Source organism: Cryobacterium sp. 10I1, from assembly GCF_035019805.1.
Lineage (GTDB): Bacteria > Actinomycetota > Actinomycetes > Actinomycetales > Microbacteriaceae > Cryobacterium > Cryobacterium glucosi.
In genome coordinates this window covers 1-25,298 of sequence record NZ_JASJVF010000024.1, presented here as the reverse complement: position 1 = coordinate 25,298, position 25,298 = coordinate 1, and the positions used below count along the sequence as shown (strand labels likewise).

The 25,298-nt window shown below is 66.4% G+C and carries 25 protein-coding genes, 1 tRNA gene, 1 rRNA gene and 1 pseudogene; 10 read left to right on the top strand and 18 right to left on the bottom strand.

Annotation, left to right across the window (positions count from 1 at the left end; genetic code table 11):
• The 6 genes from QN345_RS04280 to dnaK all read right to left on the bottom strand — a co-directional run.
• Nucleotides 1-67 (bottom strand): 16S ribosomal RNA (locus QN345_RS04280); the annotation flags it as partial.
• 563 nt (nucleotides 68-630) lie between these two features.
• Nucleotides 631-1,782, bottom strand: a complete 1,152-nt coding sequence (locus QN345_RS04275) for a class I SAM-dependent methyltransferase (protein ID WP_322189893.1) — start codon at nucleotides 1,780-1,782, stop codon at nucleotides 631-633.
• 4 nt (nucleotides 1,783-1,786) lie between these two features.
• Nucleotides 1,787-2,203 carry a heat shock protein transcriptional repressor HspR gene (locus tag QN345_RS04270; RefSeq protein WP_134448372.1) on the bottom strand — a complete coding sequence of 139 codons (417 nt, stop codon included), beginning with the start codon at nucleotides 2,201-2,203 and terminating at the stop codon, nucleotides 1,787-1,789.
• A gap of 2 nt (nucleotides 2,204-2,205) precedes the next feature.
• Nucleotides 2,206-3,216, bottom strand: coding sequence for a DnaJ C-terminal domain-containing protein (locus QN345_RS04265; protein WP_134448374.1), 1,011 nt, complete (start codon nucleotides 3,214-3,216; stop codon nucleotides 2,206-2,208).
• Nucleotides 3,209-3,814, bottom strand: a complete 606-nt coding sequence (locus QN345_RS04260; RefSeq protein ID WP_134448375.1) for a nucleotide exchange factor GrpE — start codon at nucleotides 3,812-3,814, stop codon at nucleotides 3,209-3,211. The genes QN345_RS04265 and QN345_RS04260 overlap by 8 nt, the downstream gene beginning before the upstream one ends.
• Nucleotides 3,814-5,682 (bottom strand): molecular chaperone DnaK, encoded by a 1,869-nt coding sequence (gene dnaK, locus QN345_RS04255; protein ID WP_134448377.1) that lies wholly within the window; start codon nucleotides 5,680-5,682, stop codon nucleotides 3,814-3,816. The genes QN345_RS04260 and dnaK overlap by 1 nt, the downstream gene beginning before the upstream one ends.
• A gap of 196 nt (nucleotides 5,683-5,878) precedes the next feature.
• Between dnaK and QN345_RS04250 the strand changes: the two genes are divergently transcribed.
• The 3 genes from QN345_RS04250 to QN345_RS04240 all read left to right on the top strand — a co-directional run bounded on the left by QN345_RS04250 (nucleotide 5,879) and on the right by QN345_RS04240 (nucleotide 8,590).
• Entirely contained in the window at nucleotides 5,879-7,198 is a 1,320-nt protein-coding gene (locus QN345_RS04250) for an MFS transporter (protein WP_134561011.1), read from the top strand.
• Between the two features lie 76 nt (nucleotides 7,199-7,274).
• The gene (locus tag QN345_RS04245) at nucleotides 7,275-8,075 is read left to right on the top strand and encodes an isocitrate lyase/PEP mutase family protein (RefSeq protein ID WP_134448381.1); all 801 of its coding nucleotides are present in this window, start codon (nucleotides 7,275-7,277) and stop codon (nucleotides 8,073-8,075) included.
• Nucleotides 8,076-8,143: 68 nt separating this feature from the next.
• A complete protein-coding gene (locus QN345_RS04240) occupies nucleotides 8,144-8,590 on the top strand; it encodes a hypothetical protein (protein ID WP_134558156.1) in 447 nt (148 codons plus the stop codon).
• A 7-nt stretch (nucleotides 8,591-8,597) separates the two neighbouring features.
• On the opposite strand, the gene QN345_RS04235 is transcribed toward QN345_RS04240, so the two are convergent.
• Complete coding sequence (locus QN345_RS04235) at nucleotides 8,598-9,131, bottom strand: hypothetical protein (RefSeq protein WP_134558155.1); 534 nt, start codon at nucleotides 9,129-9,131, stop codon at nucleotides 8,598-8,600.
• 96 nt (nucleotides 9,132-9,227) lie between these two features.
• Complete coding sequence (gene dcd / locus QN345_RS04230; protein ID WP_134448386.1) at nucleotides 9,228-9,830, bottom strand: dCTP deaminase; 603 nt, start codon at nucleotides 9,828-9,830, stop codon at nucleotides 9,228-9,230.
• Between the two features lie 72 nt (nucleotides 9,831-9,902).
• Between dcd and QN345_RS04225 the strand changes: the two genes are divergently transcribed.
• Nucleotides 9,903-9,973: transfer RNA gene (locus tag QN345_RS04225), tRNA-Gly, on the top strand.
• Nucleotides 9,974-10,044: 71 nt separating this feature from the next.
• On the top strand, nucleotides 10,045-10,827 hold the full coding sequence (locus tag QN345_RS04220; protein ID WP_134448414.1) for a hypothetical protein: 783 nt from the start codon (nucleotides 10,045-10,047) through the stop codon (nucleotides 10,825-10,827).
• A 38-nt stretch (nucleotides 10,828-10,865) separates the two neighbouring features.
• Here the strand turns inward: QN345_RS04220 and eda are convergent, their stop codons facing one another.
• From eda to QN345_RS20535, 3 genes and pseudogenes are all read right to left on the bottom strand, one after another.
• Nucleotides 10,866-11,498 (bottom strand): bifunctional 4-hydroxy-2-oxoglutarate aldolase/2-dehydro-3-deoxy-phosphogluconate aldolase, encoded by a 633-nt coding sequence (gene eda / locus QN345_RS04215; RefSeq protein ID WP_322189070.1) that lies wholly within the window; start codon nucleotides 11,496-11,498, stop codon nucleotides 10,866-10,868.
• Nucleotides 11,498-13,330 carry a phosphogluconate dehydratase gene (gene edd, locus QN345_RS04210; protein ID WP_369125144.1) on the bottom strand — a complete coding sequence of 611 codons (1,833 nt, stop codon included), beginning with the start codon at nucleotides 13,328-13,330 and terminating at the stop codon, nucleotides 11,498-11,500. The genes eda and edd overlap by 1 nt, the downstream gene beginning before the upstream one ends.
• Before the next feature lie 117 nt (nucleotides 13,331-13,447).
• Nucleotides 13,448-13,882, bottom strand: a pseudogene (locus tag QN345_RS20535) (gluconokinase); the annotation flags it as partial.
• 364 nt (nucleotides 13,883-14,246) lie between these two features.
• Between QN345_RS20535 and QN345_RS04205 the strand changes: the two are divergent.
• Nucleotides 14,247-14,765, top strand: coding sequence for a GNAT family N-acetyltransferase (locus tag QN345_RS04205; protein ID WP_134560995.1), 519 nt, complete (start codon nucleotides 14,247-14,249; stop codon nucleotides 14,763-14,765).
• 13 nt (nucleotides 14,766-14,778) lie between these two features.
• Complete coding sequence (locus QN345_RS04200) at nucleotides 14,779-15,528, top strand: SDR family oxidoreductase (protein WP_322189066.1); 750 nt, start codon at nucleotides 14,779-14,781, stop codon at nucleotides 15,526-15,528.
• Between the two features lie 84 nt (nucleotides 15,529-15,612).
• On the opposite strand, the gene QN345_RS04195 is transcribed toward QN345_RS04200, so the two are convergent.
• From QN345_RS04195 to QN345_RS04175, 5 genes are all read right to left on the bottom strand, one after another.
• On the bottom strand, nucleotides 15,613-16,800 hold the full coding sequence (locus QN345_RS04195; protein WP_323504428.1) for an ADP-dependent glucokinase/phosphofructokinase: 1,188 nt from the start codon (nucleotides 16,798-16,800) through the stop codon (nucleotides 15,613-15,615).
• Between the two features lie 19 nt (nucleotides 16,801-16,819).
• Nucleotides 16,820-17,680 (bottom strand): ketose-bisphosphate aldolase, encoded by an 861-nt coding sequence (locus tag QN345_RS04190; RefSeq protein WP_134448436.1) that lies wholly within the window; start codon nucleotides 17,678-17,680, stop codon nucleotides 16,820-16,822.
• A gap of 51 nt (nucleotides 17,681-17,731) precedes the next feature.
• Nucleotides 17,732-18,577 (bottom strand): carbohydrate ABC transporter permease, encoded by an 846-nt coding sequence (locus QN345_RS04185; RefSeq protein ID WP_134448438.1) that lies wholly within the window; start codon nucleotides 18,575-18,577, stop codon nucleotides 17,732-17,734.
• A gap of 1 nt (nucleotide 18,578) precedes the next feature.
• Complete coding sequence (locus QN345_RS04180) at nucleotides 18,579-19,499, bottom strand: carbohydrate ABC transporter permease (RefSeq protein ID WP_241975197.1); 921 nt, start codon at nucleotides 19,497-19,499, stop codon at nucleotides 18,579-18,581.
• Nucleotides 19,500-19,583: 84 nt separating this feature from the next.
• Nucleotides 19,584-20,876: an ABC transporter substrate-binding protein gene (locus tag QN345_RS04175; RefSeq protein WP_198413433.1), complete on the bottom strand. Its 1,293-nt coding sequence runs from the start codon at nucleotides 20,874-20,876 to the stop codon at nucleotides 19,584-19,586.
• Nucleotides 20,877-21,146: 270 nt separating this feature from the next.
• On the opposite strand from QN345_RS04175, the gene QN345_RS04170 reads away from it, so the two are divergent.
• Nucleotides 21,147-22,016 (top strand): DeoR/GlpR family DNA-binding transcription regulator, encoded by an 870-nt coding sequence (locus QN345_RS04170; RefSeq protein WP_134558149.1) that lies wholly within the window; start codon nucleotides 21,147-21,149, stop codon nucleotides 22,014-22,016.
• 62 nt (nucleotides 22,017-22,078) lie between these two features.
• On the opposite strand, the gene QN345_RS04165 is transcribed toward QN345_RS04170, so the two are convergent.
• Both QN345_RS04165 and QN345_RS04160 read right to left on the bottom strand, forming a co-directional pair.
• Nucleotides 22,079-22,942, bottom strand: a complete 864-nt coding sequence (locus tag QN345_RS04165) for a Sir2 family NAD-dependent protein deacetylase (protein ID WP_134558148.1) — start codon at nucleotides 22,940-22,942, stop codon at nucleotides 22,079-22,081.
• A 52-nt stretch (nucleotides 22,943-22,994) separates the two neighbouring features.
• Nucleotides 22,995-23,696, bottom strand: a complete 702-nt coding sequence (locus QN345_RS04160; protein ID WP_322189059.1) for an SOS response-associated peptidase — start codon at nucleotides 23,694-23,696, stop codon at nucleotides 22,995-22,997.
• Nucleotides 23,697-23,783: 87 nt separating this feature from the next.
• On the opposite strand from QN345_RS04160, the gene QN345_RS04155 reads away from it, so the two are divergent.
• Both QN345_RS04155 and QN345_RS04150 read left to right on the top strand, forming a co-directional pair.
• Nucleotides 23,784-24,377 (top strand): sulfite oxidase-like oxidoreductase, encoded by a 594-nt coding sequence (locus QN345_RS04155; RefSeq protein WP_134558146.1) that lies wholly within the window; start codon nucleotides 23,784-23,786, stop codon nucleotides 24,375-24,377.
• Entirely contained in the window at nucleotides 24,374-25,165 is a 792-nt protein-coding gene (locus QN345_RS04150; RefSeq protein WP_323508467.1) for a ferredoxin reductase, read from the top strand. The genes QN345_RS04155 and QN345_RS04150 overlap by 4 nt, the downstream gene beginning before the upstream one ends.
• Nucleotides 25,166-25,298 lie beyond the last annotated feature (133 nt).

Genomic DNA, 25,298 nt, shown 5'->3' with positions numbered 1-25,298 from the left:
GTTCGACTTGCATGTGTTAAGCACGCCGCCAGCGTTCGTCCTGAGCCAGGATCAAACTCTCCGTAAATGTTTGATTGCACAAGACCCGAAAGCCCCGGCACATCTAGTGTGACTGACCGCCGGAATGGGCGGACCAGACACAAGTTTGAAACTGACAGAACAAATCATTACTGACTTGCTTTGTTGTTATAAATGTTTTCCAAAGGAATCTCTTGGCCCTTCACCGCTAGAAACGGATCCAAACCACGAGGTTTTTGGCATTTGACATTGTGCACGCTGTTGAGTTCTCAAGGATCGGACACCTCGGCTTCAGGCCCTTGCAGGCTGTCGCTCCGAGGCAATTCCTTATTCTTCTTTCGTGTCGTTTCGCTCGGTCCCCCGCTAAGGGAATCTGGTGAAACGCCATCAATCTCGATCAGCGAATTTACGCGTTGATCGGGATTGGAAGTGGTCCCGCTTGAGGCCGGTAAGCGCTTCGGCTTTCCGAACCTGTGGGGTGACTTAGATGACTTTACGGTGAACCGTGGGGGGCCGCAACTCCCGGTCACATCCCGGGCGTGTCGGATGGATTGCACCTCTGTTTCGGGAAGGTTTCGCACCCCTGAAGGCCTCCCGAAGCCCTGCGGCTGCCTACCGTCGCACCGAGACCGTGACCGTGAACTTGGCGTTCCGGCCGACCTGATGCGTCGGCCCGACCAGGCGGGTGAGCGCCGGCCGGTAGCCGAGGTGTGTGTTCCACACCGTCCAGAGCTCACCGCCGGGCCGGAGCACCCGCGCGGCATCAGCGAAGAGCTTGAGCGCGATGCCGGCATGCACGGAGGATCCGATGTGGAACGGCGGATTCAACAGGATCAACTCACTGGACGCATCCGCCTGGGATCCGAGCGCATCATCACGCACGACCGTGACCCGATCGGCGACCCCGTTGGCGATCATGGTGGCCCCGGCGGATGCGACGGCGGCGGCCGACTGGTCGCTCGCGATCATCGTGAGTCCGGTTCGGCGTAGCGCGAGCGCGGCCGCGAGCACGCCCGTGCCGCAGCCGAGGTCGATCGCGCGGACGGCATCCGGTTTCATACGGTCAAGGAACTCGAGCAGGTACCGGGTTCCGATGTCGATCGTGGTGCCGGCGAACGCGGCGCCGTGCGCGCACACGGTCAGACCCAGGTCGTCATGCCTGCTGACGTGCGGCCAGGCCTGGCTCGCCTGTTCCGTCGCCCGGAGGGGACCGGAGGCACGCAAGACCCGGGACTTCTGCCGGGCCGGGGAGACCTGGAGCCGCTCGAAGTGCCGTGCGAGGACCTCGTTCATGGCCGGGGTCATGTGCTTGAGCCGCCCGCCGGCGACAACGACGACCGTGGGATCGGCGTACCGGGCGATCGCCTCGGCGATCTCGTCGAGCGCGGCGAGGCTGCGGGGCAGCTGGAGGAGGACAAGGGTTGCGCCCGACAGGAGCTCGTGGCCCAGTGGGAACGAGCGGTAGCGGTCGGTGAGGCCGAACTCGTCGGCATTCCGGGCCAGGGCCGCCTCGCCCGAGAGCGCGTCCTGGTGCACGCGGATGCCGGTGGCCCCGAAGAGCGCAGCGGCGCCGAGGGTGAGGGCGCCATACCGGTCCTCGACGACAACGAGCCGTTCGGCGGGAAGGCTCTCTGCCGCCTCGTCGAGGATCAGCCGGTCGCTCGCGTCGACGGCAAAAAGGTTGGAGGCCTCGACGTCGGGGAAACGCCGGAGCGCGGCGAAGTCGAACGCAGTGGGGTCGAACGCAGTGGGGTCGGGCGCCACGGGATCAGCGGCCGTCAAGCGGGCGCCAGATGACCACCTGGTTCGCGCGGCGGGTTCGGGTGCCCGCGCGCATCGAGATGACCTCACCGGCCGAGCCGGCCGCGAAGACGCGGCGACCCGACCGGTTCAGCAGTTCATCGGCGAGGGCCGCTTCGAGTTCGCGCAAACGCGATTCGAGGCGGCGCACGTGGTCCTCGAGCGCGATGATCCTCCGGATGCCCTCGAGGCTCACGCCTTCGGCACCCAGCTCCGCGATTTCGCGCAGTTTCACCACATCACGCATCGAATACCGGCGAGACCGGCCCGGGGTGCGGTCCGGACTCACCAGTCCCAGGCGATCGTACTGTCGCAGCGTCTGCGGGTGCATGCCCGCAAGCTCTGCGGCCGTCGAAATGACGAACACCCGGGAGTTCTCGTCCACCGTCAGTCTCTCGCTCTCGCCAGCAGTTCGTCGCGCGGGTTCTCGTCGGGAAGGGCCGCCGCGAAAGCAGCGAGCTTCTCCTCGGCGTCCTTCGACAGGTGCGACGGCACCGCGACCTGGACCTCGGCGAGCAAGTCGCCGGTGCCCTTCGGAGTCACAACGCCGCGTCCCTTGACCCGCAGGACCCGCCCGCTCGGCGTGCCGGGGGCGATGCGCAGTTTGACCGGCGCTCCACCCAGGGTCGGCACTTCGATCGTCGCGCCAAGAGCTGCCTCGACGAACGTCACGGGCACGTGCAGCCTCAGGTTCAGGCCGTCACGCTCGAAGACGGGGTGCTTGCGCACCGTCACGGTGAGGACGATGTCACCGGCCTCGCCGCCGTCCGGGCTGTGCTGGCCCTGGCCGCGGAGCTTGATCTTCTGCCCGTCGGCGACGCCGGCGGGAATCCTGACCTTGATGGCCCGGCCATCCTGCGTCTGCAGGGTGATCTGGTCGCCGTGGGTCGCGGTGATGAAGTCGACGGTCGTGGATGCGATCACGTCCCGCCCGCGGGTCGGTCCGCCGTAACCGCGGAACCCTCCCGTGGACGTTCCGAAACCGCCGCCGCCGGCGCCGCCCCGGCCGAACATGCCGCCGAGCAGGTCGTCAAACCCGCCCTGCTGCTGGTAGGAGTAGCCCTGTTGCCGGGCACCCCCACCGAACATGCCGCCGAAGACGTCGTCGAAGCCGCCACCCTGCTGGGCGCCTCCGCCACCGGGGGCGGTGAAGCGTGCTCCACCGCCCATGGCCCGCACAGCGTCGTATTCCTTCCGCTGTGCGGGGTCGCCGATCACCGAGTGCGCCTCGCTGATTTCCTTGAACTTCGCTTCGGCCGCAGGATTGCCCGGATTGGAGTCCGGGTGATACTTGCGGGCGAGCTTGCGATAGGCCTTCTTGAGGTCGGCCGGCGTCACGTCTTTCGAGACGCCGAGGACCTTGTAAAAGTCTTTGTCGAACCAGTCCTGGCTAGCCATCGCTCGGTACCTGGACTACGACCTTGGCAACACGCAGCAGCGTCGAGCCCAGGAAATAGCCGGTCTCGACCACCTCGCCGACCGTGTCGACCGTCACATCGGGCGTAGGCATCTGGAAGATGGCCTCATGCACGGTGGGGTCGAACGGTTCGCCGACCGTGCCGAACGGCTTCACGCCGAGGCGCTCCACGCTCGTGCGCAGTTTGGCTGCGATGGTGCTGAATGCGGTGTCTGCGACGAGGTCGCCGTGCTTCTCGGCACGGTCCAGGTCGTCGAGCACCGGGATCAGGCCCTTGACGACGTCCACGGTCACGCGCTCACGCTCGATCTCGCGGTTCGCCTCGGTGCGCTTGCGATAGTTCGCGTACTCGGCGGTGACCCGCTTGAGGTCGGCGAGATGTTCACTCGTCGGCTCTGCGACCTCGCGCGTGGCGGCGTCCAGGATGTCCTGGACCGTCAGCTCGTCTTCCTCGATGCCCTCAGCGGATGCAGCGGCCTCGGATTCGGCGGACGCCTCGGCTGCCGCAGATTCCTCCGCGGCGACCGGCTCCACCTCTTCGTCGGACGGCCCGTTGACCGGACCCTTGTCCTTGGCCATTACTTCTTGGTTTCTTCCTCGTCGTCGACAACCTCGGCGTCAACCACGTCTTCGTCGGACTTGCCCGCGTCAGCGGTCGGTTCGCCGGACTCGGTGGGGGGCGTCGCGGCATCCGCCTGGCTCGACTTGTAGATGGCCTCGCCGATCTTGCCCTGGCTCTCGTTGAGCTTGTCGAACGCGGTCTTGACCGCGGCCTCGTCGTCTCCGGCGAGCGCAGACTTGAGCGCGTCGACGTCGGCCTGGACCTCGGTCTTGACCTCGGCCGGGAGCTTCTCGTCGTTTTCCTTGAGGAGCTTCTCGATCGAGTACGCGAGCTGCTCGGCGGTGTTGCGGGTCTCGGCGGTTTCGCGACGACGCTTGTCTTCTGCGGCGTGCTCTTCGCCCTCGCGCACCATGCGCTCGATGTCTTCCTTCGCGAGCGAGGAACCGCCCGTGATGGTCATGGACTGCTCCTTGCCGGTGCCCTTGTCCTTGGCGGACACGTGCACGATGCCGTTGGCGTCGAGGTCGAAGGTGACCTCGACCTGCGGGATGCCGCGCGGGGCCGGTGCGATACCGGTCAGCTCGAAGGTGCCGAGGTTCTTGTTGTCGCGGGTGAACTCGCGCTCGCCCTGGAAGACCTGGATCGCGACGGACGGCTGGTTGTCGTCTGCCGTGGTGAAGGTCTCGCTGCGCTTGGTCGGGATGGCCGTGTTGCGCTCGATGAGGCGCGTCATGATGCCGCCCTTGGTCTCGATGCCGAGGCTCAGCGGGGTGACGTCGATCAGGAGGACGTCCTTGCGCTCGCCCTTCAGCACACCGGCCTGGAGTGCGGCGCCGACGGCGACGACCTCGTCCGGGTTGACGCCCTTGTTCGGGTCCTTGCCGCCGGTCTCGCTCTTGACGAGCTCGTAGACGGCGGGCATACGCGTCGAACCACCGACGAGCACGACGTGGGCGATGTCGCCCACCTTGACGCCGGCTTCACGGATGACGTCCTGGAACGGCTTCTTGGTGCGGTCGAGGAGGTCTTCGGTCATCTTCTCGAACTGGGCGCGGGTCAGCGTCTCGTCGAGGTTGGCCGGGCCGTTCTCGGTCAGGGAGAGGTACGGCAGCTGGATGCTCGTGGACATGCTGCTGGAGAGTTCCTTCTTGGCCTGCTCCGCGGCTTCCTTGAGGCGCTGCTTGGCGATCTTGTCCTTGGAGACGTCGACGCCGGTGGTTTCCTTGAACTTCTTGATCAGGTAGTCGACGATGCGCTGGTCCCAGTCGTCGCCGCCGAGGCGGTTGTCACCGGCGGTCGAACGCACCTGGATGGTCGAGAAGTCGTCGTCCTTGCCCACCTCGAGGAGCGAGACGTCGAAGGTTCCGCCGCCGAGGTCGAAGACCAGGATGAGCTCGTCTTCCTTGCCCTTGTCCAGGCCGTAAGCGAGTGCTGCTGCGGTCGGCTCGTTGATGATGCGGAGCACGTTGAGGCCCGAGATCTCTCCGGCCTCCTTCGTGGCCTGGCGCTCGGCGTCGTTGAAGTACGCGGGGACGGTGATGACGGCATCCGTCACCTTGTCGCCGAGGTACTGCTCGGCGTCGCGCTTCAGCTTGGCGAGGATGCGGGCGGAGATCTCCTGCGGGGTGTACTTCTTGTCGTCGATGCCGACGGTCCAGTCGGTGCCCATGTGGCGCTTGACGGAAGAAATGGTGCGGTCGACGTTGGTGACAGCCTGGCGCTTGGCGGTCTCACCGACGAGAACCTCGCCGTCCTTGGTGAATGCGACGACGGACGGGGTGGTGCGGAAGCCTTCGGCGTTCGCGATGACGGTGGGTTCTCCACCCTCGAGGACGGCCACCACCGAGTTGGTGGTTCCGAGGTCGATGCCTACTGCACGGGCCATGTGTGCGTTCTCCTTCAAAGTGTGAGCTCAACGGGACAATCGGTATGATCGACCAGAGTTGAGCGGTATTGACTCAAGTGTGGCACCGCCCGAAATCGGAGTCAAGCCAGCCAGCTGAAAGTTGAGTGTGAGTGACTCAACTTTGGATTCCCGATCAATTTCCCCACTGTTCCCCGGCGACCACTACTCTGAGCGCATGACTGGGACAGCGGAACAGCGCGGCACGGCAGATCACCCCACCCCGGCCGGGCGCGGCGTGATCGCCTGGAGCCTCTGGGACGGCGGTTCGGCCGCATTCAACGCCGTCGTCACGACCTTCGTCTTCACGGTGTACCTCACCGGGTCGTCGTTCGGCGACAAGGATGTCATCTCGGCCCAGCTCGGCTGGGCGCTCGCGATCGCAGGCCTGCTCGTGGCCCTGCTCGCGCCGATCACGGGGCAGCGCTCCGATGCCTCCGGTCGCCGGAAACTCTGGCTCGGCGTGAACACCTTCATCGTCGTCGGCCTCACCGCCGCGATGTTCTTCGTGCAGGCCTCGCCCGACTTCCTGCTGCTCGGACTGATCCTCCTCGCCGCCGGGACCGTGTTCTACGAATTCGCGACCGTCAACTACAACGCGATGCTCGGCCAGGTCTCCACGCCGAAGACGATCGGCAGGGTCAGCGGATTCGGCTGGTCGATGGGCTACTTCGGCGGCATCGTGCTGCTGCTCATCCTTTACTTCGGCTTCATCCACCCCGACGTCGGTCTTTTCGGCGTCACCGACGCAAACGGGCTGTCGGTGCGGGTGTCAATGCTCATCGCGGCAGCCTGGTTCGGCCTGTTCGCCCTGCCGCTGCTCTTCCGGGTGCCCGAGTACGCGGCTCCCACCGCCGCCCGGCGCGAGCGGGTCGGCTTCTTCCGCTCCTATGTACTGCTCGGGCGCGACGTGGCCGCACTCTGGCGCGGCGACCGCCAGCTGGCGCTCTTCCTGATCGCGAGCGCGGTCTTCCGCGACGGCCTCACCGGGGTGTTCCAGTTCGGCGGCATCCTCGCGGCCGGCACCTTCGGTTTCTCGAGCGGCGACGTGATCATCTTCGCGATCGTCGCCAACGTCATCGCCGGCATCTCCACCGTGCTCGTCGGCCGCCTCGACGACCGCCTCGGGGCCAAGAACGTGATGGTGGTCGCCCTGTCCGGTACCATCGTCGCCGGCCTCGCCGTCTTCTTCTTCGCCACCGGCGGCGCGACCATGTTCTGGATCTTCGGCCTGCTGATGTGCGTGTTCGTCGGCCCGGCCCAGTCCGCGAGCCGCAGCTTCCTCGCCCGTGGCATCCCGGCCGGGCGCGAGGGCGAGATCTTCGGCCTCTACGCGACGACCGGCAAGGCGGCGACCTTCCTCGCACCAACGCTCTTCGCCCTGTTCGTCAGCGTCTCGGGCAGCCAGGTCTGGGGCATCCTCGGCATCGCGCTCGTGCTCCTGGTCGGGCTGCTGATGCTGATCCCGGTGAAGGCGAAGCAGCACCCGCTCGGGTAGCTGGGCGATCTCTGTTCATCGACTGGACATCCGCTGTGATCTCGCCCACGGGCGGCATCTTTGTCAGGCTGGAGAGATGACAACTCAGCAGATCCAGAAGGCCGAACTTCTCAACGCGCTCCATGTCCCGGGCACACCGCTCATCGTGACGAACGTCTGGGACGCCATCACCGCGAAGATCGTGTCGGAGGCGCCCGGCGTGCGGGCCCTGGCAACGGCCTCGCACTCCGTGTCCAATGTGCGTGGCCTCGAAGACGGCGGCGGGCTCACTGTCGACGAGGCGATCGCGGCGGCACGCATCATCATCGGCGCGGTCGACCTGCCGGTGTCGGTCGACTTCGAGAAGGGGTACGCAGCGGATGCCGCCGGCGTCGCCCGCAACGTCCGTCGCCTCGTCGAGGAGGCCGGCGCCTCAGGCATCAACCTCGAGGACTCGATCGGCGCCGCGAAGGCACCGCAGTACGACATCGCGACCGCGGCAGCCCGGGTGGCCGCCGCGCGCACCGGGGCCGACGCCGCGGGCGTGCCGCTCGTGATCAACGCCCGGGTGGACACCCTGGCCGGCGGCGGCGAATGGGACGAGGCCGTGGCCCGCGCCAACGCGTATCTCGACGCGGGCGCCGACGTGATCTTCTTCCTCGGCCTCGGCGACGAGGACAAGGTCAAGCGGGCCCTCGACGAGGTCAACGGCCGCATCTCCGTGATCGGGCACCCGGGCGCCGTTCCCCTGGCCCGTCTCGCCGAACTCGGCGTCTCCCGGGTGAGCTTCGGGCCGGGCACGCTCGGCCTCACCCTCGCCGCACTGCAGCGCTCGGCGACCCAGCTCACTTCTCTCGGAGAATATCCTGCAGATCTGGGCTTTCCCTTCTCGCTCTAGCGGAATGCCGTGGCCGGCGGCGCGGTGAGTTCGGGAATATGCTCGGGAGAAAGTGAGAGGTTCCCGACATGAAACTCAGCGTCTCCGCCGCGCTGGTCCGCGGCATCCTGATCGGTCTGCTCCTGTTCGGAGCGGTGTCGGCCTTCGCAGGGATGGTTCTCTGCTCCGGGTTCAACGGCGGCGGATTGCCGCTGGCCTACCTCGAGGGCACACCGTTCACGTCCTACTTCGTTCCGGGGCTCGTGCTCGGCGTTGTCGCAGGCGGTACCCAGCTCCTGGCGGCGATCGGCCTGCTGCGCCGCAAGGACTGGGCACTGATCGCGACCGTCGTTGCAGGTTTCGGCATGATGATCTGGATCTTCGTGGAGATCGCCCTGATCAGGCAGTACGCGGACCTGCAGACGATCTACTTCAGCCTCGGCGCACTCGAACTGATCGCCGTCTACGCCCTGCTGGGCCTCGCACCCGGCGTGGTGCGGGGTCTGGAGCCGATCCGGGAGCGAGTGGCCCGGTAGCTGCCGGTCAGCGGATGCGGGTGGCCTCGTTGTGCTCGACGAGCACCCAGGTCGCGCCCTCGTCGTTGGAGACCCAGCCCTCCCAGGAGTAGGCGTCCGCGGTGATGGACACGAAGTTCCAGCGGATCGGCCGGCCGTCGGTGCCGGTACCGTCCTGGCGCAGCCCGTTGCGGTGCGGGGTTGCCACGAGGTGGCAGTACTCGCCGATGGCGGGGGCGAAATAGCTGACCCGCCAGGCGCCCGCGTGCGGGTCGTAGACGCGCACGGCCATGGCCACGGTTTCCCGTCCGTCGGGATGCGTGTCGCTCACGGGGACATCGACGATCTCGACGTCCTGCACCGCACGCCCGTCGAGCACGAACTCGACGATCCAGGTGAACTGACGCTCGTGCCAGTCGCCGGTCGCTTCGTCGAGGCGTGAGCCCTTCGCGGCCCAGCTGCCGACGAGCTGGCCGAAGCGACGCATCCGGCCCGGGTATTCGGGCGTCGGGCCGGGCGCGATGAGCGCCTCGGCAAAACCGGGTACGGATGTCGTCGTCATGCTCCCGATTTTACCGGCCGCATGTTGCGCCCGTGTGAACCCGTCCTCTCGCTCTGGATCAGGACTTTTCCGGCGGGGGCGGAACGGGGGTTGCGGCTACTGCACGTCCGTCGTCGGGGCGATCGAGACATCCGTGCGGTGGAAGTTCTGGAAGGAGCGCGACGCCGTCGGCCCGCGCTGGCCCTGGTAGCGCGAGCTGTACTGGCTCGAGCCGTACGGGCGTTCGGCGGCCGAGCTCAGCTGGAAGAAGCAGAGCTGGCCGATCTTCATGCCGGGCCAGAGCTTGATCGGCAGGGTGGCCACGTTGCTGAGCTCGAGGGTCACGTGGCCGGTGAAGCCCGGGTCGATGAATCCGGCCGTCGAGTGGGTGAGGAGGCCGAGGCGGCCGAGCGAGCTCTTGCCTTCGAGGCGGGCCGCGATCGTGTCGGCGAGGCTGACCTTTTCATAGGTGGAGCCGAGCACGAATTCACCGGGGTGCAGGATGAACGGTTCGTCGTGGGGGATCTCGATCAGCCGGGTGAGTTCGGGCTGGTCCTCGGCCGGATCGATATAGGGGTACTTGTGGTTGTCGAACAACCGGAAGTACCGGTCGATGCGCACGTCGACGCTCGACGGCTGGATCATCTCCGGAGCGTAGGGCTCGAGCCCGATACGTCCCGCGTCGATTTCGGCCTTGATATCACGATCGGAGAGCAGCACGGGTCCAGCCTAACGGCGAGGACTTGATATGCTGGCACGGTTCCGGTGCAGGCACTGCCCGCGGCCGGACGCGCGGATGTAGTTCAATGGTAGAACTTCAGCTTCCCAAGCTGATAGCGCGGGTTCGATTCCCGTCATCCGCTCCGTGTCACTTCCCGACGTCACTTCCCGACGCCTCGTTTCCGGTATTCTCGACGCGGACTGAGGAGTACCTGTGACTGACCCCACCTTGCGAATGCCGGACACTGTTTTCCGGGCGGTGTTGGACCTGGGCGACCTGCCGTTGGAGGCTCCGCCGCTGCCGACCCAGTTCCGGAACCCGGTGCTGAACGCCGACTGGTTCGTCGACGGTGAGGGCGAGGCCGACGAAGAAGAGGTGGCTGTGTTCTCCCTCGGGTTCGAGGGCGGAGAGCTGCACCTGGAAACGACGCCTGACGGTGTCGAGCACCACTTCCATGGCGCCGACGGAGAAGAGACTGATCGCAGCCCGTGGCCGAAGCGGGAGACGAAGGAACTCGTGGCGTGGGCCCTGGCGCTCGTCAAGCACACTCTCCCTCTGCTCGAAGATCTCGCGGAGGACGCCGAAGAGGCCGCCGACTGGCACCACGAAGGACTTCGGGTCTACGCCCGCGACTTCGGGGCGGTGCCCCTGGAGATCGTGGACGTTGCCATTCCCGGCGAGCAGATGATGCTGCCCTGGCTGGGGTCCGGGCGCACAGACCATCTGCACACGGACGACGAGGCACGCAGCCTGATCCTCACCTGGAACCCGGAAGACGCGGACCCCGAGACGCCGATTGTGCGGGCGTGGCTCGATGCCGGCACGGGGGAACCGGTCTCCGAAGCGGTCGCCGGGGTCGACTGGGTTGCGGTCGGGCTCCCCGAGGAGGAAGTGCGCGCGTGGTTCGAAGCGTTCTACCTCAACCACGAGGTCCTCGACGACCCCGCCGAGCTCATCATGCGTGCCGCACTGAACCGGATCGCGGGCCTCGGCTAGGCCTGGCCGAAGCCAGAGCCCAAGCCGAGTGCCGCAGTTCAGGGCCGCAGGCCGGCGGCCTGGCGGGCCAGTCCTTCGATACGCGTCCAGTCGCCGACTTCAATGGCATCCAGCGGAGTGATCCACGTGCCGCCGATGCACCCAACGTTGGGAAGCGCGAGGTAGACGGGCGCGCTCGCGAGCGTGATCCCGCCCGTCGGACAGAACCGCGCTTCCGGCAGGGGCGCCGCGAGTGAGCGCAGCACCGCGTGGCCGCCGGACGCCTGGGCAGGGAAGAACTTCATCTCCGGGTGTCCGCGTTCGATCAGCCGCAGGACCTCCGACGCGGTCGCGGCTCCCGGCAGGTAGGGCAGACCGGATGCGTCCATCGCGTCGAGCAGGGCATCGGTCGACCCGGGAGAAATCAGGAACCGGGCCCCGGCCTCGGCGGCCCGACGCACGAGTTCCGGGTTGTTGACCGTTCCGGCGCCGATGACGGCGTCGGGCACCTGGTCGGCGATGGCACTGATCGCACGCAGTGCAGCCGGGGTGCGCAGCGTCACCTCGATAACCGGCAGGCCACCCGCCACGAGTGCCCGGGCCAGTGCCACCGCGCGGTCGGCATCCTCGATGACGACGACGGGGATCACGGGTGCGAGCTCGAGCAGCTGGGCTGCGTTCAGGGTGGACATCAGAGGACTCCTTCAAGTGTGTTGGTGATGACGCTGGCGCCACGGTCGGCCGGGCCGACCTGCCGGCGGAAGACCGAGAAGAGCTCCCGACCGGTGCCGGACCAGCTGACGTCGTCGAGCGCAGCACCGGTGATTTCGCGGGCCGCGAAGACGTCGTCGTCGAGGAGGACGTCGAGGGTGCCCGCCGTCGCGTCGAGGCGTACGAGGTCGCCATCGCGGATGCGGCCGATCGGACCGCCCGCTGCGGCTTCGGGGGTGAGGTGGATGGCGGCCGGGATCTTTCCCGACGCGCCGGACATCCGCCCATCGGTGACCAGAGCGACCTGATAGCCGCGATCCTGGAGGATGCCGAGCGCCGGGGTGAGCTTGTGCAGCTCGGGCATTCCATTTGCGGACGGGCCCTGATACCGAATCACGGCCACGAGATCCCGGTCGAGCTCACCGGCTTCGAACGCTGCGAGGAAGACGTGCTGGTCGTCGAACACCACCGCGGGCGCCTGGATGACGTGGTGTTCGGTCGCCACCGCGGCGACCTTGATGACCGCACTGCCGAGATTGCCGTCCAGGATCCGGAGTCCGCCGTTCGGCGCGAAAGGCGCTGAGGCGGGCCGCAGCACGTCCGTGTCGAGGCTCTCGGTCGGTCCCGGGCGGTAGCTCAGGGCGTTTCCGTCGAGCACCGGCTCCCGGCGATAGGCGTCGAGTCCCGCGCCGGCAACGGTGCGGACGTCGGGGTGCAGCAAGCCCGCGTCGAGGAGCTGGCCGATCAGGAACGCCGTGCCCCCGGCGGCGTGGAAGTGGTTGATGTCGGCAGGGCCGTTGGGGTAGATGCGGACAAGCAGGGGAACGACCTCGGACAGGTCCGCGAAGTCCTGCCAGGTGAGCTGGATCCCCGCGGCGGCCGCGATTGCCGGGAGGTGCAGCGCGTGGTTGGTCGACCCTCCGGTGGCAAGCAGGGCAACGACGCCGTTGATGATCGACCGCTCGTCCACCACGCGTCCGATCGGGGTGTACCGGTCTTTCAGCTCGGTCAGCGCGACCACCTGGCGGGCCGCGGCGGCGGTGAGGGCCTCGCGCAACGGGGAGTCCGGGCTGACGAAGCTCGCGCCGGGAAGGTGGAGTCCCATGACCTCCATCAGCATCTGGTTGGAGTTCGCCGTCCCGTAGAAGGTACAGGTGCCTGCGGAATGGTACGACGCCGTCTCGGCCTCGAGAAGTTGCTCGCGGTCGGCCAGGCCTTCGGCGTAGAGCTGGCGGATGCGGCTCTTTTCCTTGTTCGGAATCCCGGAACTCATCGGTCCGGTCGGCACCAGGATGGCCGGGAGGTGACCGAAGGCCAGCGCGCCGATGACCAGGCCTGGCACGATCTTGTCGCAGACGCCGAGCAGCAGCGCTCCGTCGAACAGGTCGTGGGCCAGCGCGACGCCGGTCGCCATGGCGATCAGATCGCGGCTGAACAGCGACAGCTGCATGCCGTCTCTGCCCTGGGTGATGCCGTCGCACATCGCGGGCACGCCGCCCGCGACCTGCGCGATGCCGCCGGCCTTCCGGACGGCGTCTTTGAGGATCGCCGGGTAGGCCGCGAACGGCTGGTGCGCGGAGAGCACGTCGTTGTACGAGGACACGATCCCGATGTTCGGCTTCACGAAGGCGCGCAGCGCCGCCTTGTCCTGCTGGCCGGTGGCAGCGAACCCGTGGGCGAGGTTCGCGCAGCCCAGGCGACCGCGGGTCGGTCCCTGCTCCGCGGCGGCATCGATCCGGGCGAGGTACCTGGCCCGGCTCTGTGCGCTGCGTTCGATGATGCGGCGCGTGACCGCTTCGACGACCGGGTGCATGGCCACGGTGGTGTTCGGCGTCCGGGCGGTCGACTGTCCTGATGTGGCCGCACCGGGTGCGGACGAGCCTGCGGCCGGCCGCAGGCCGAGCATCGTGACGATCCTGGCGGCCTCCTCGGCGGGCGGTCTCGCCGCGTCGATCAGGATGCCGCGCTCGTCGGAATCCAACGGCTCCAGGGTGTCCAGCTGCGAATCGAGAAGACTGGCCGGCATGTAGTGGTCGAGTCGGGCAGACATCCGTGCGCCGAGCAGGTCCTTTGAGCCGACGAGGTGCACGAAGATCACGTTCTGCTCGCGCAGCACGTCCCGATACTTCTTCTTCAGCGCCGAGCAGGTGACGATGCCGGGGAGGTCGGCCGTGGTGTGCTCGACGATCCAGGACGACACGGTGTCGAGCCAGGGCCAGCGGTCCTCGTCGGTGAGCGGAGTGCCCGACGCCATCTTGGCCACGTTCGCCGCGGGGTGCAGATCGTCGCCCTCGACGAAGTCCCACCCGAGCTGGCTGGCGAGGAGAGCGGCTACGGTCGACTTGCCCGAGCCGGAAACCCCCATCATGACCAGGACGGGTTGCGGGCCGGGCACGCCGACAGGGGTGTGCGGGTCGCTGCTGACGCGGGCTGGTGGGGTTGCGTTCGTCAGTCCGGGTGGTGTGGATGAGTACATCGTCGTCCTCTCGCGAGGACGCTTCGGCGCGACCTCATTGTCAGGCCCAGGTCACCGCGCTCCGCTGGCGCGGGCACAGCGAGGTTGACGCTGAATTTCATTAATCAGATTAATCTGATTAATCAGATATTGCGAGTGTGGCACTCCGGGAGAGAGCCGTCAAGTCGAGGCGTGCGTGGCCCGCACGCGGCGCGGACCCGGTGAGCGCGGCGCTTCACCTCGACCCGGCGCGCTTCCCTGCTATCGTGCGTGGATGATGACCGAGGGGTTCACGATTCGCCGCACGACGGCGGCAGACTGGCGCGAGATCCGGGAACTTCGACTGGAGATGCTCCACGACACGCCCCTCGCCTTCGGGGAGACCTTCGACGCCGCGCTCGCCCACGACGAGGCCGAATGGACCATGCGCGGAGCGCGCGGCACCCATGAGCATTCGATCGTCGTCGTGGCGATCGCGCCCTCTGGGCGCTGGGTCGGGACGATGGGCGGCTACGTTCCCGACGAGGCGACGGGTGCGCTGCTCGTCGGTGTCTACGTCGCGCCGGACTACCGCGGCGGGGCGGCCGGCGTTACGGATGCTCTCCTGTCGCGCATCGAGGACTGGGCGCTCACGGAATCGGGTCGGCTCACGTTGCACGTGCACGAGCACAACGACCGCGCCCGCGCCGCCTACGAGCACCGCGGCTTCGCGGCAACCGGCGTGACCGCGCCCTACGACCTCGACCCGACGACCCGGGAACTCGAGATGGTCAAGCAACTCACAACGTCCTAGGAGGGGTCGCATCATGAGGATCGTCGTAGCCGGGGCGACCGGCACCGTCGGCAGGCACGTCGTTGCGGTCGCCCAACGCCGTGGTCACGAGGTCGTCCCGCTGTCACGGTCAACCGGGCAGGACGTCAGCACCGGCGTCGGACTCGACGCGGCGCTCACGGCAGCGGATGCCGTGATCGACGTCACGAGCGTGGCGAGCACCTCAGCCGCAGCATCCGTCGAGTTCTTCGGCGCGGCGACCAGGCACCTGCTCGCCGCGGAAGTGCGCCAGTCGGTGGGACACCACGTGGCGCTGTCCATCGTCGGAATCGACTACCTACCGCTCGGGTATTACGCCGGGAAGGTCGAACAGGAGCGCCTCGTCACCGCCGGGCCGGTGCCGTTCAGCATCCTGCGAACCACCCAGTTCCACGAGTTCGCGCGGCAGGTGCTCGGTCGCGCGTCGTTCGGCCCGATCGCCCTGGTCCCCGCCGGACTGCTGCGTCCGATCGCGGCCGTCGACGTGGCCGACGCCCTCGTTGCGATCGCCGACGGCACCGAGCGGGGACGTCACCGCGACCTGCGCGGGCCGCGGGATGAGATCCTCCTCGGCATGGTGCGCAAGGTCATCCGGGCCGACGGGCGACGGATGCCGGCACTCGGGGTGTCCCTTCCCGGCGCGTACTGGCGCGGAATGCGTTCCGGGGTGCTGCGCGGCACCGGGGACGAGGGCGAGGCTCCCACGACATTCGACGAGTGGCTGACCGGCGAACGGTCGTCCTAGTCCTGGGCCGCACTCTCTGGAACCGGAGCGACCCGGTCTTCACTGGAACGGCAGCCGGCCCGGCTTCGACCACTGTCCGCCCGGCTAGCGCCGAGCCAGGGCAGCGATGAACCCGCCGACGAACGAATCGCCCAGTCCGATGGTCGTCGGCGCGGCGACGGTGAGCGCGAACGCGGGCAGGCACCGGACGGTGTGCCCCATCCGGTCCTCGAGATCGGAGGCGAACCGAGTACCGGGCACGCTGGGCATCCGGTTGTCGACTTCCCGGTAGTCCCGCTCGGTGAAATCGTCCCCATAGCAGTATCGCGTGCTCGCCATCGTGATGCCGCCCTGGAGGCTCGCGCCATAGGAGGCGGCGAACTCGCCCAGGGCGAGAGACCAATACTTCGTGTGCACGACCAGGGTCGCGGCGGGGATCAGCCGCTGCAATTCCCGGAGCGCCTCGGCCACCTCGTCGACGGCCAGGAGGTCGACGGGGCGTCCCAGGTATGCCTGCATTTCGTCCTCGTTCATGCTGTACACGTCGATCACCCCGATGAGCGCGTCGCGCACGTACCGGCTCATCGCCGGGACATGGAATCCGGCGTCCTCGTAATAGACGACTGCTGTTACCGGCAACTGCTGCATGTGCCGCAGGATGTCCACCAACCGTTCTTGGAGCAGGTCCGTGTCCTGGATGACGTTGAACCCCGAGATCAGGAACACCTCGGCATCTCGGAGCACCTCTCCGAGAGCGTTGCTCAACAGCAGCTGTTCGTTCGGTGGATCATTGGCGTAGATGACCCGATTCGGGTGCGGCGCACGCAGGTCGATGTCGCCGGCCTGGACGCGCGCGCCCGCGTTGAACTGCACGATGAGATGCGGATCGGTCGTGTCGTGGTCTGCGCTGCAGAGGTAGGCGCATCCCGCGGGGAGCAGCCTGCGAACGTGATCGTCGATGCTGATCAAGTGAACAGTGCTCTCGATGCCGAGCGCCTGCATCGCCATCGCGGCGCGCACGCACGTGCCGCCCAGGGTGATCCTTCTATCGAACCGGGCGGCGAACGTCTCCACGATGTCGGAGGAGGCGACGAATCGCTCTCCTCCGGCACCGCCCTCGAGGAAGGCGAGCAACGTGACGACGAGGTCCCGCTCGCTCATGACCGGGATCGAGGCATCCAGCTCCGACGCGCGAATGGAGTACTCGCGGATGAGGTGCTCGATCACCCGGGAGTCCCAGGCGATCTCGTAGTCGACGGTTCCGCCGAGCCCCAACACCAGTTTTTCGCGCATGGAGATATGTGCCATTCGATTAGTAGAGTGCTGCTTTTCCGGCCGCATTGAACAGGTCGATCTTCTGCGCCGCGGTGATCTTCATGGCGGCGACGCACGGCGGCTGGATCGTGTTCGGCTCCCGCACACCCGGGTCGGCAAGAACCTCCCGCATCTTGGAGTGGTACGACGATTTGATGTCGCTCGAGATATTGATCTTATTGATTCCCAGCCGCACGGCCTCCCCGATTTCCTGGTCCGGGTTGTTGGATCCGCCATGAAGGACCAGGGGGATGCCGACCTTGCCGGTGATCTCGCGGAGCAGGTCCAGCCTGAGCTCTGGCTTCATGCCTGCGGGATAGATGCCGTGGCTCGTGCCGATGGCAATGGCCAGGCTGTCCACGCCGGTGGATGCGATGAACTTCACCGCGTCGTCGGGATCGGTGAAGATGATGGTCGCCGTGCCGTCTTCGGCCTCGCTGTCCGTCTTGCCGATCGTGCCGAGCTCACCCTCGACCGAGATGCCCACGGCATGCGCGGCATCGACGACCCGCTTCGTGATCGCCACGTTATCGGCGAACGGGAGCAGCGATCCGTCGATCATGACGGATGTGAAGCCGCTCTGGATGGCCACGAGCACCTGCTCGTAGGTCGCCCCGTGGTCCAGGTGGATGGTGACGGGTACGGTCGAGCGGTGAGCGCGCGCAATGATCGCGGGAAGCATGTCGACGCCGATGTGGCTCAGTTCGTCCGGGTGGATCGCAATGATCAGCGGGGAATTCTTCTCCTCGCTGATCTCGAAGAGGCCGTTCATCATCGCGTAGTCGCTGACGTTGAACGCCGGGACAGCGAAGTCGTTCGCATTCGCGACGGCCAGAAGGTCGATTCCATTCATTAACATGCGGTGGTTCTCCTTGGTTGGGGTGAGACGAGAGGGAAAAGGCAGACGCGGCTAGTTCTTGACCGCTCCTGCAGTCATGCCGCCGATGAAGAAGCGTTGGAAGAAGAGGAAGAGGAGCAGGACCGGGATGCACCCGAGGATGCTCATCGCCATCATCTGGTTCCACTCGTAGGAGTTCTGGCCCATGAGCAACTGGATGCCGATGGGCACGGTACGCATGTCCTGGGTGCGAGTCAGGGTCAGCGCGAAGAGGAACTCGTTCCACGAGATCATGAAGGTGTAGATACCCACCGAGACGATGCCCGGGATGGATATCGGCACGAGGATGCGCCAGAGCGCTCCCATCGCACTCGCCCCATCGACCCGGGCTGCCTCGTCCAGTTCCTTGGGCAGGGTGTTGAAGTAGCCGGTCATCATGATGATCGCGTAGGGCAGCGTGAACACCATGTAGGTGAGGATCAAGCCCAGGTAGGTGTTGTACAGGCCCAGAGTCACCATCAATCCGAAGTACGGAATGAGGAGCGTGATGGGCGGGACGCCCTGCACGCTCACGATGATCATGTTCAGGGGTTTCTTGAAGCGGAACTCGAACCGGCTGAAGGCATACGCCGCCAGGATGGCGATGAGGAGCGTGAGCACCGTCACGGACAGGGACACCACGTAACTGTTGATGAAGAACCGCACCTTGGTGGGGTCGGTCAGGATCGACGTGTACGCATCCCAGGAGAAGTTGTCCGTGATCAGTTTCGGCGGCGAGGCGAAGATCTCGGTATTCGACTTGAACGAGCTCGACGCCATCCACACCACCGGGAATCCGGCGAACACGGCGCCGATCAGCAGGCCGATGAACAGCCCGGCCTTCTTCACCAGGCGAACGCGTCTTTGGGTCGCAGCCATATCACTCCCGCGCTTTCTGGTATCGGGCATAGACGTATGCGAGGACTGTCGACACGACCAGGAGCAGGACGGCACTCGCGGAGGCCTGGGAGAACTCGTAGTTGCTGAAGGCCAGCTTGTACGTGAATGTGCTCAGCATCTCCGTTGCGTTGATGGGCCCACCGCCGGTGGTCATCCAGATCAGCGCGAACTGCTGCGACGTCCAGATGACGTCGAGCAGGGACATGCTGATGATGATGGGCTTGAGCTGGGGCAGGGTCATGTGCCAGAACTGCTGGAGCGCTGAAGCCCCGTCCACCTTGGCTGCTTCATAGAGGTCCGTCGGAATTCCCTGCAGGCCGGCCAGGAGGCTGACCATGTAGAACGGGTACCCGGCCCAGATGTTGATGAACGTGACGGCCAGAAGCGCCGTTCCCGGTGTCGACAGCCACTCGATGCCGGTGGGAGTGATCCCGAGGCCGACCAGAACATAGTTGATAACGCCGTTCGGGTTGAGCAGGAGCCGCCAGAGGATGGCGATGATGGCGACCGTGAACAGCCAGGGCAGCACGTAGATCACCCGGAAGAGCCCGGTGGTGAGATTGCTGAGTAGTTTCGTATTGAGCATCATCGCGAACAACAGGCCGAGCACGAGGTGTGCGATCACGCTGACGATGGTGAAGATCGCCGTATTGAGTACGGCAGTCGGCAAGACGCCGTTGGTGAGGACCTTGACGTAGTTGTCCAGCCCGACGAACTCCGGATGCTTGTTGGTGATGACGTTGTCCATGACGGAGTAGCCCATGACCATGGCGATCGGGACGAACATGAGGATGAAGAGCAGGGCCGCCGTCGGGGAGATGAATCCGTACGGCGTGAGCCTGCCGGTCAGCGACTTTGCCGCGGTAGTCCGCTCAGCACCTGTGGTGCGTGTTGTTCTCAAGACGTGATCCCTCCTTGAGTTTGGGTGGCCGCGTCAGGCACGAGTCCTGACGCGGCCACGCGAGGCTGAGTTGTCTCCGACTGGCTAGAACTTCGCGGTCCAGGCCCCCTGGGCTTTGGTCAGCATGTCGTCGACAGACTGGGTCCCGGTCAGCGCGCCCTGGAACTGCTCGTCAAAGTCACGCATCAGCTGTTCCGCGACCGGGAGACCGACGAACTCGTTGACGGGTGTGCCGCTCTTGTAGATGTCGAATGCCGTCTTGAAGAGCGGGTCGGTTCCGGTGAAGTCCGGAGTGGAGCTGGTGTTCCCGGGGAAGGCGTGGGCGAGAGTGGACAAGGTGGAGTTGGTCTTCTCACTCATCAGGAACTGCACGAGCTTCCAGGCCTCCGCCTTGTGCTTTCCGGTGTCGGAGACACCGATGCCCCACGACGCGTATGGGATGCCGCGCTTGCCGGTGAAACCGTCCGCCGCGGGAATGGCGGAAATGCTGAACTTGAGGTTCGGGTTCTTCTCCCGGATGCTCGTGACGTGCGACAGGGAGTCGATCATCATGCCGACCCGGCCGTTGGTGAATTCCTCCACCTTGTCCTGTTCCGTCATGGTGAGGGAACCGGGGGCGATGACGCCCTTGTCCCAGAGGTCCTTCACGTAATTGGTCGCGCTCTTCACCGCGGCGTTCGTGAGGTCCGGGGCTCCGTTCTTGAGCATGCTGCCACCGGATGCCCACGCCCAGGACATGACGTCATTCTGGATTCCGTTCGGCGCCTGGAGGGAAAGCGGGAGGACCCAACCCTTGGCGTCCCCGGTCTTGGTGACAGCTTCGGCCGCCGCGGTGAACTCGGTGCGGTTGGTGGGCGGTGCCGTGACGCCGGCCTTGGCCAACAGATCGTCGTTGGTGAACATGGGATAGACGAAGTTGAGCACCGGGATCATGAAGGTCGAGTCCTTGATCTTGACCTGGCTGGCCAGCTGGCTCTCGTCGTACCCGGCGTCCTTCATCAGCTGGGAGAGGTCGGCGAGCGCGCCCTGCTTGGCGAAGTCGCTCACCCAGGCCCCGTCAAGTCCCACAACGTCGGACATAACTCCCGAGGCCGCGCCGGCAACCGTCTGGTCCTTGGTTGCCGCGTACGGCGCGCTGAGCAGCTTGACCGTAATGTTCGGGTTCTCCGTCTGAAATTCGTCCATCAGGGTGCGCAGTGCACCAGCGGGCAGTTCCGGCTCCCACCACTGGGAAAACTCCAGCGTGACCTTCTCGTTCGGATCCGCAGTCGCGGTGACCGAACTACTGGTGCTGCACCCGGTGATGAGGGTGACGGCCATTCCTGCGACGACAAGAGGGACGACAGCCCTCCGGACCATAGCGCCTTTGCTATTCATGGTTCTCCATTCCAAGTTTTGCTGTGTTCTGCTGTTGTATGCGCTTTTCTGCGCCTTGTTGCATGATAGTAGCGGAGTGAATTGCCGATCGTCAAGCATACAAATGCACCAATTTGTACGCGCCAACACCCTGATTTCGCCGGATTCACCGGTCGAGCCGACCAAGTCGGAGTCACTCATGCATGCAGGGTCATGCGTGAAACTCCGGAATTGGCCCGATGAAATCAACAAAGCACGGAACGAAAATGCAAGAAAATGCTAATATCAGGCATGTCCCCTTCCCCGGCCCCGCGTTCGAACCGGCCCGATCAGGCCGCCCGCCTGCCCGCGGGACGCAAGGCCGATCTCGCCCTGTACGTGTCAGAAGCAGGTCAGGTCACGGTCGGGGCTCTCGCGGAGCACTTCGGAGTCTCGGCCGACACCATCCGAAGGGACCTCGACCAGCTCGATGCCGACGGGGTACTGGTCAGGACCCACGGCGGAGCGGTCAGCCAATCGGTCATGGAAACGACGGAGAAGAAACTTGACCTCCGGTTGCGGTTGCAGACATCCGCGAAGGACAAGATCGGCGCCCTGGCGGCCGGACTCGTGCAGGACGGCTCCGTCATCATGATCAACGCCGGCACGACGACGCTGGCAGCGGTGCGCCACCTGGACAAGCACCGCAACCTGACGGTGGCCACCAACAACCTCCGTATTCCGATCGAGATGCCACCGGATGTCTGTCGTGACCTCTATGTCTTCGGCGGCGCCGTGCGCCTCAGCGGCCAGTCGACCATCGGACCCGTCGGGTTTCAGTTCGCGGGCAGCGGGAATGACCTCGATGTGCGCTGCGACCTGGCCCTGATTTCGGTGGGGGCCGTCTCCGCCGATGGCGGATACTCGACGAGCAACCTCGCCGAGGCGGTCATGATGAGCGAGATGGTCGCCCGGGCTTCGCGCGTCGCGATCCTCGCGGACTCAACGAAATTCGGGCGTCAGCTTTTCGCCCAGGTCGCCGAGCTGGGCCGGGCTGACTACTTCATCACCGACCAGGCCCCGCCGCCCGACCTGGCCAAGGCCTTCCGGAAGAGCAATGTGGAAGTGCTGACTCCGCCGCCCGGCTCACCGGACAAACCCGACCTGCGACAGGCCCCCTGAGGCTCGTCTCTCGTTCGGCGGACAGACCCGTCAGGCCCGGCAGGCCGCAGCGTGCCCGCCGGCTAGCCGAGCAGGGCGCGGAGCCCGACGAGCGCGGTGAGCTGGTGCTCATAGATCGGCGCGCTCCCCGCGGACACGTCATCGCCGCGGCCGACGTGGAACGGGTTGATGCGCACGATCGGGATGTCGTACCGGGAGTGCAGGTCCCAGGTCAGGTTGCGCAGGTTCATCACGGTGAGGCCGACCCCGATCTCGAGGATGACCGTGCTGCCGGGGTCCTCCGCTGCGAGGGGGCGCTGGTAGTCGAGGAAGTCGTCCTCCTGGAGTTCGTTCGCGGCGTTGTTGAACCAGTAGTCGTCGAAGAAGAGCACGTTCGGCCGGGCAAGGCTCCCGCAGGTGGGACAGAAGGTGGTGGCAAGCGTCGGGTCGACGGTCGGGAAGACGCCGTGCGCCTCCGGTTCGGCCAGGCACTGGGAGCGATCGTAGGCGCCGTGGATCTCGAGGAGCTTCTCGGCAGGGAAGCCGTGGTCGGTGAAGGCGGTATCGACGTTGGAGGTGAGCACGAAGGAGTCCTTCGCGGCGGCATCCAGCCAGTCCTGGAGCACGAAGTACGGGTCGGCGGGCCGGGAAGGTTTCTCCGATTCGCGCATCTCCCGCCAGGTCTCGCGGAAGAACGCGGCCTGCTGGTCGGGTTCCTCGAGCCAGAGCGGCGCGCAGGAATGCTCGAGGTTGGTGTGGCCGTAGTGCGAGACGGTGTCACCGTATGCCGCGTTGTCCCCGGTCCAGTAGACGGGCGTCCCGATGTCGGCGCTCATCCCGGCGCCGGCGATCACGATGACCCGCTGCGCCCGCGCGAGCAGTGCGCGACTCGGGGCGAGCGGGGTGTGCAGAACGGATGCTGCAGGTTGGGCGGACGGGACGGGCACGGAGTATCTCCAGCTGCGGCCCTATTCGACGGCCGCCCTTCCATTGTGCGCCTCAGGACAGCGGCCGGATGAGTGCCGGGTCCTGCCGTTCGGCGTCGGGCATCCGCACGCTGTTCACCCGCCGGGACACGGGGTAGCTCTCGATGTGGGCCGCAACGGCGCTGGACGTTCGGTCGAGCAGGTCGAGCAGGTGATTCGGGTCGGTGAGCTTCCCCGGTCTGAGCCACTCGTCCCACACATTCCGTTCGAGGAATGCGGGCATCCGGTCGTGGATCTCGCCCGAAGCGTCGCGGGCCTCCCTCGTGATGATCGTCATACTGTGGGACCAGGAGTCGTCACTCTCCTTGCGCGCCGCGTAGAGTCCGGCCGCTGCGAGGAGCCCGTCGCCGTGGATGAAGTGCGGCTGCTTGCCGTCTGGGAGGTCCTCCCACTCGTAGTAGCCCGTCATCGGGACGATGCACCGGCGCGAATCGAAGGCCGTGCGGAACATCCCGTTGGTGGCAACGGTCTCGAGGCGCGCATTGATCGGCGCGGGTCGTTTGCCGCCGGTCGACCAGGCCGGCGTGAGCCCCCAGGTCGCCGCGTCAACCTCGCGGGTGATCGTTCCGTCGTGTTCCCACTCGCGCACCACGGGAACCCGATCGGTCGGCGCGATGTTGTACGACGGCCGCCAGTCCCGAAAGTCGCCGCCGGTCGCGACGAACTCCTGGATCAGATCGTCGGTGTCCTTGTCCATCGCGAAGCGTCCGCACATGTGCTCAGGGTATTCCGGCAGGTGCGTCCTGACAATCGCGCCGCTAGGCTGTGCGAATCCGGCAATCGCATCTCTGGAGGAGTCGCCATGGGTCTCTTTTCGCCCGGTTTCATGGGCCGTCGCCGCGAACCCGTCCCCGGGCTGCCGCCGGGACAGCACCTCGTCACGGACTTCCCGGTACTCTCGATCGGACCCACCCCGCGGGTGTCCACCGAGGAGTGGCGCTTCAGCATCACGAGCGAGTCCGGGCTGATGACCACCTGGACCTGGGACGAGTTCCAGGCGCTGCCGCAGGAAGACGTGACCGTCGACATCCACTGTGTGACGAGCTGGTCGAAGTTCGGCACCGGCTGGCGCGGCGTCTCCCTCGACACGCTGCTCGAGGGCGTCGACACCGGGGCCGGGTTCGCGATGGCCCGCAGTTACGGCGGGTACACGACCAATGTGCCGCTCGACGAGCTGCGCGGCGGCAAGGCCTGGGTGGCGCACCAGTTCGACGGCGCCCCGCTGGCTCCGGAGCACGGCGGCCCTGCCCGGCTGCTCGTGCCCGCGCTGTACTTCTGGAAGAGCGCGAAGTGGGTGCGGAGCATTGAGCTGTCGACCCGCAACGATCCCGGTTTCTGGGAGCAGAACGGGTACCACATGCACGGCGACCCCTGGCGTGAAGAACGGTACTGGTGAGCGACGTCCCGGCGAGCGCCGCCCGTTCCACGTGGAACGCATCGGACTGGCACGACGCCCTGGTCGTCGAGGCCTACGCCGAAACCCCGACGGCCCGCACGATCCGGATGCGGCTGCCCGCCTCAGCCGCCCTGCCCCAGCTGCCCGAGCTCGTCGCGGGCCAGCACATCGACGTTCGCCTGACCGCACCGGACGGGTACACCGCCGTGCGCTCGTACTCGCTCGCCTCGGCCGCACCGGGTGGGGTTCTCGAGATCACCGTTGAGGAACTCGACGATGGCGAGGTCTCGCCGTATCTCGTGCGCGGCCTCGATGTCGGCGACCGGCTCGAGATCCGCGGACCGATCGGCGGCTGGTTCGTCTGGCGCGAGGAGGAACCCGCGCCGGTGCAGCTCATCGCCGGCGGCTCCGGCGTCGTTCCGCTGATGGCCATGATCCGCGCCCATGAGGCGGCCGCGCACCCGGCTCCGTTCCGCCTGCTCTACTCGGTGCGCTCACCGGAGATGGCGTACTACCGCGCCGAACTCGAGGAGCTCGCCCGGGTCTCCCCGCGCTTCGACCTCGACTGGGTGGACACCCGGCGTGCCCCGAGCGGATGGCCCCACGCACCCGGCCGCCTTGACGTCACCGGCCTCGCGGCGAGCGTTCAGACCCTCGGCACCAGCGCGCTCACGTTCGTGTGCGGCGCGACCCCCTTTGTCGAGTTCGTGGCGGACGCCCTCGTGCGGGCTGGCCGGGATCCCGCCCGGATCCGGACCGAGCGGTACGGCGGCGCGGACGGCGCCTGACGTTTCCGCGCCCCCGCGCCCCTGCGCACGCGCTCAGTCGGAGATTTTCGCGACACGCCGCATCCGCCGACCGGCCCAGCTCGGCGACCTGGGCGAAAAGCTGACGCCCGAATTTCGTTGAGTCCGCGAGGAT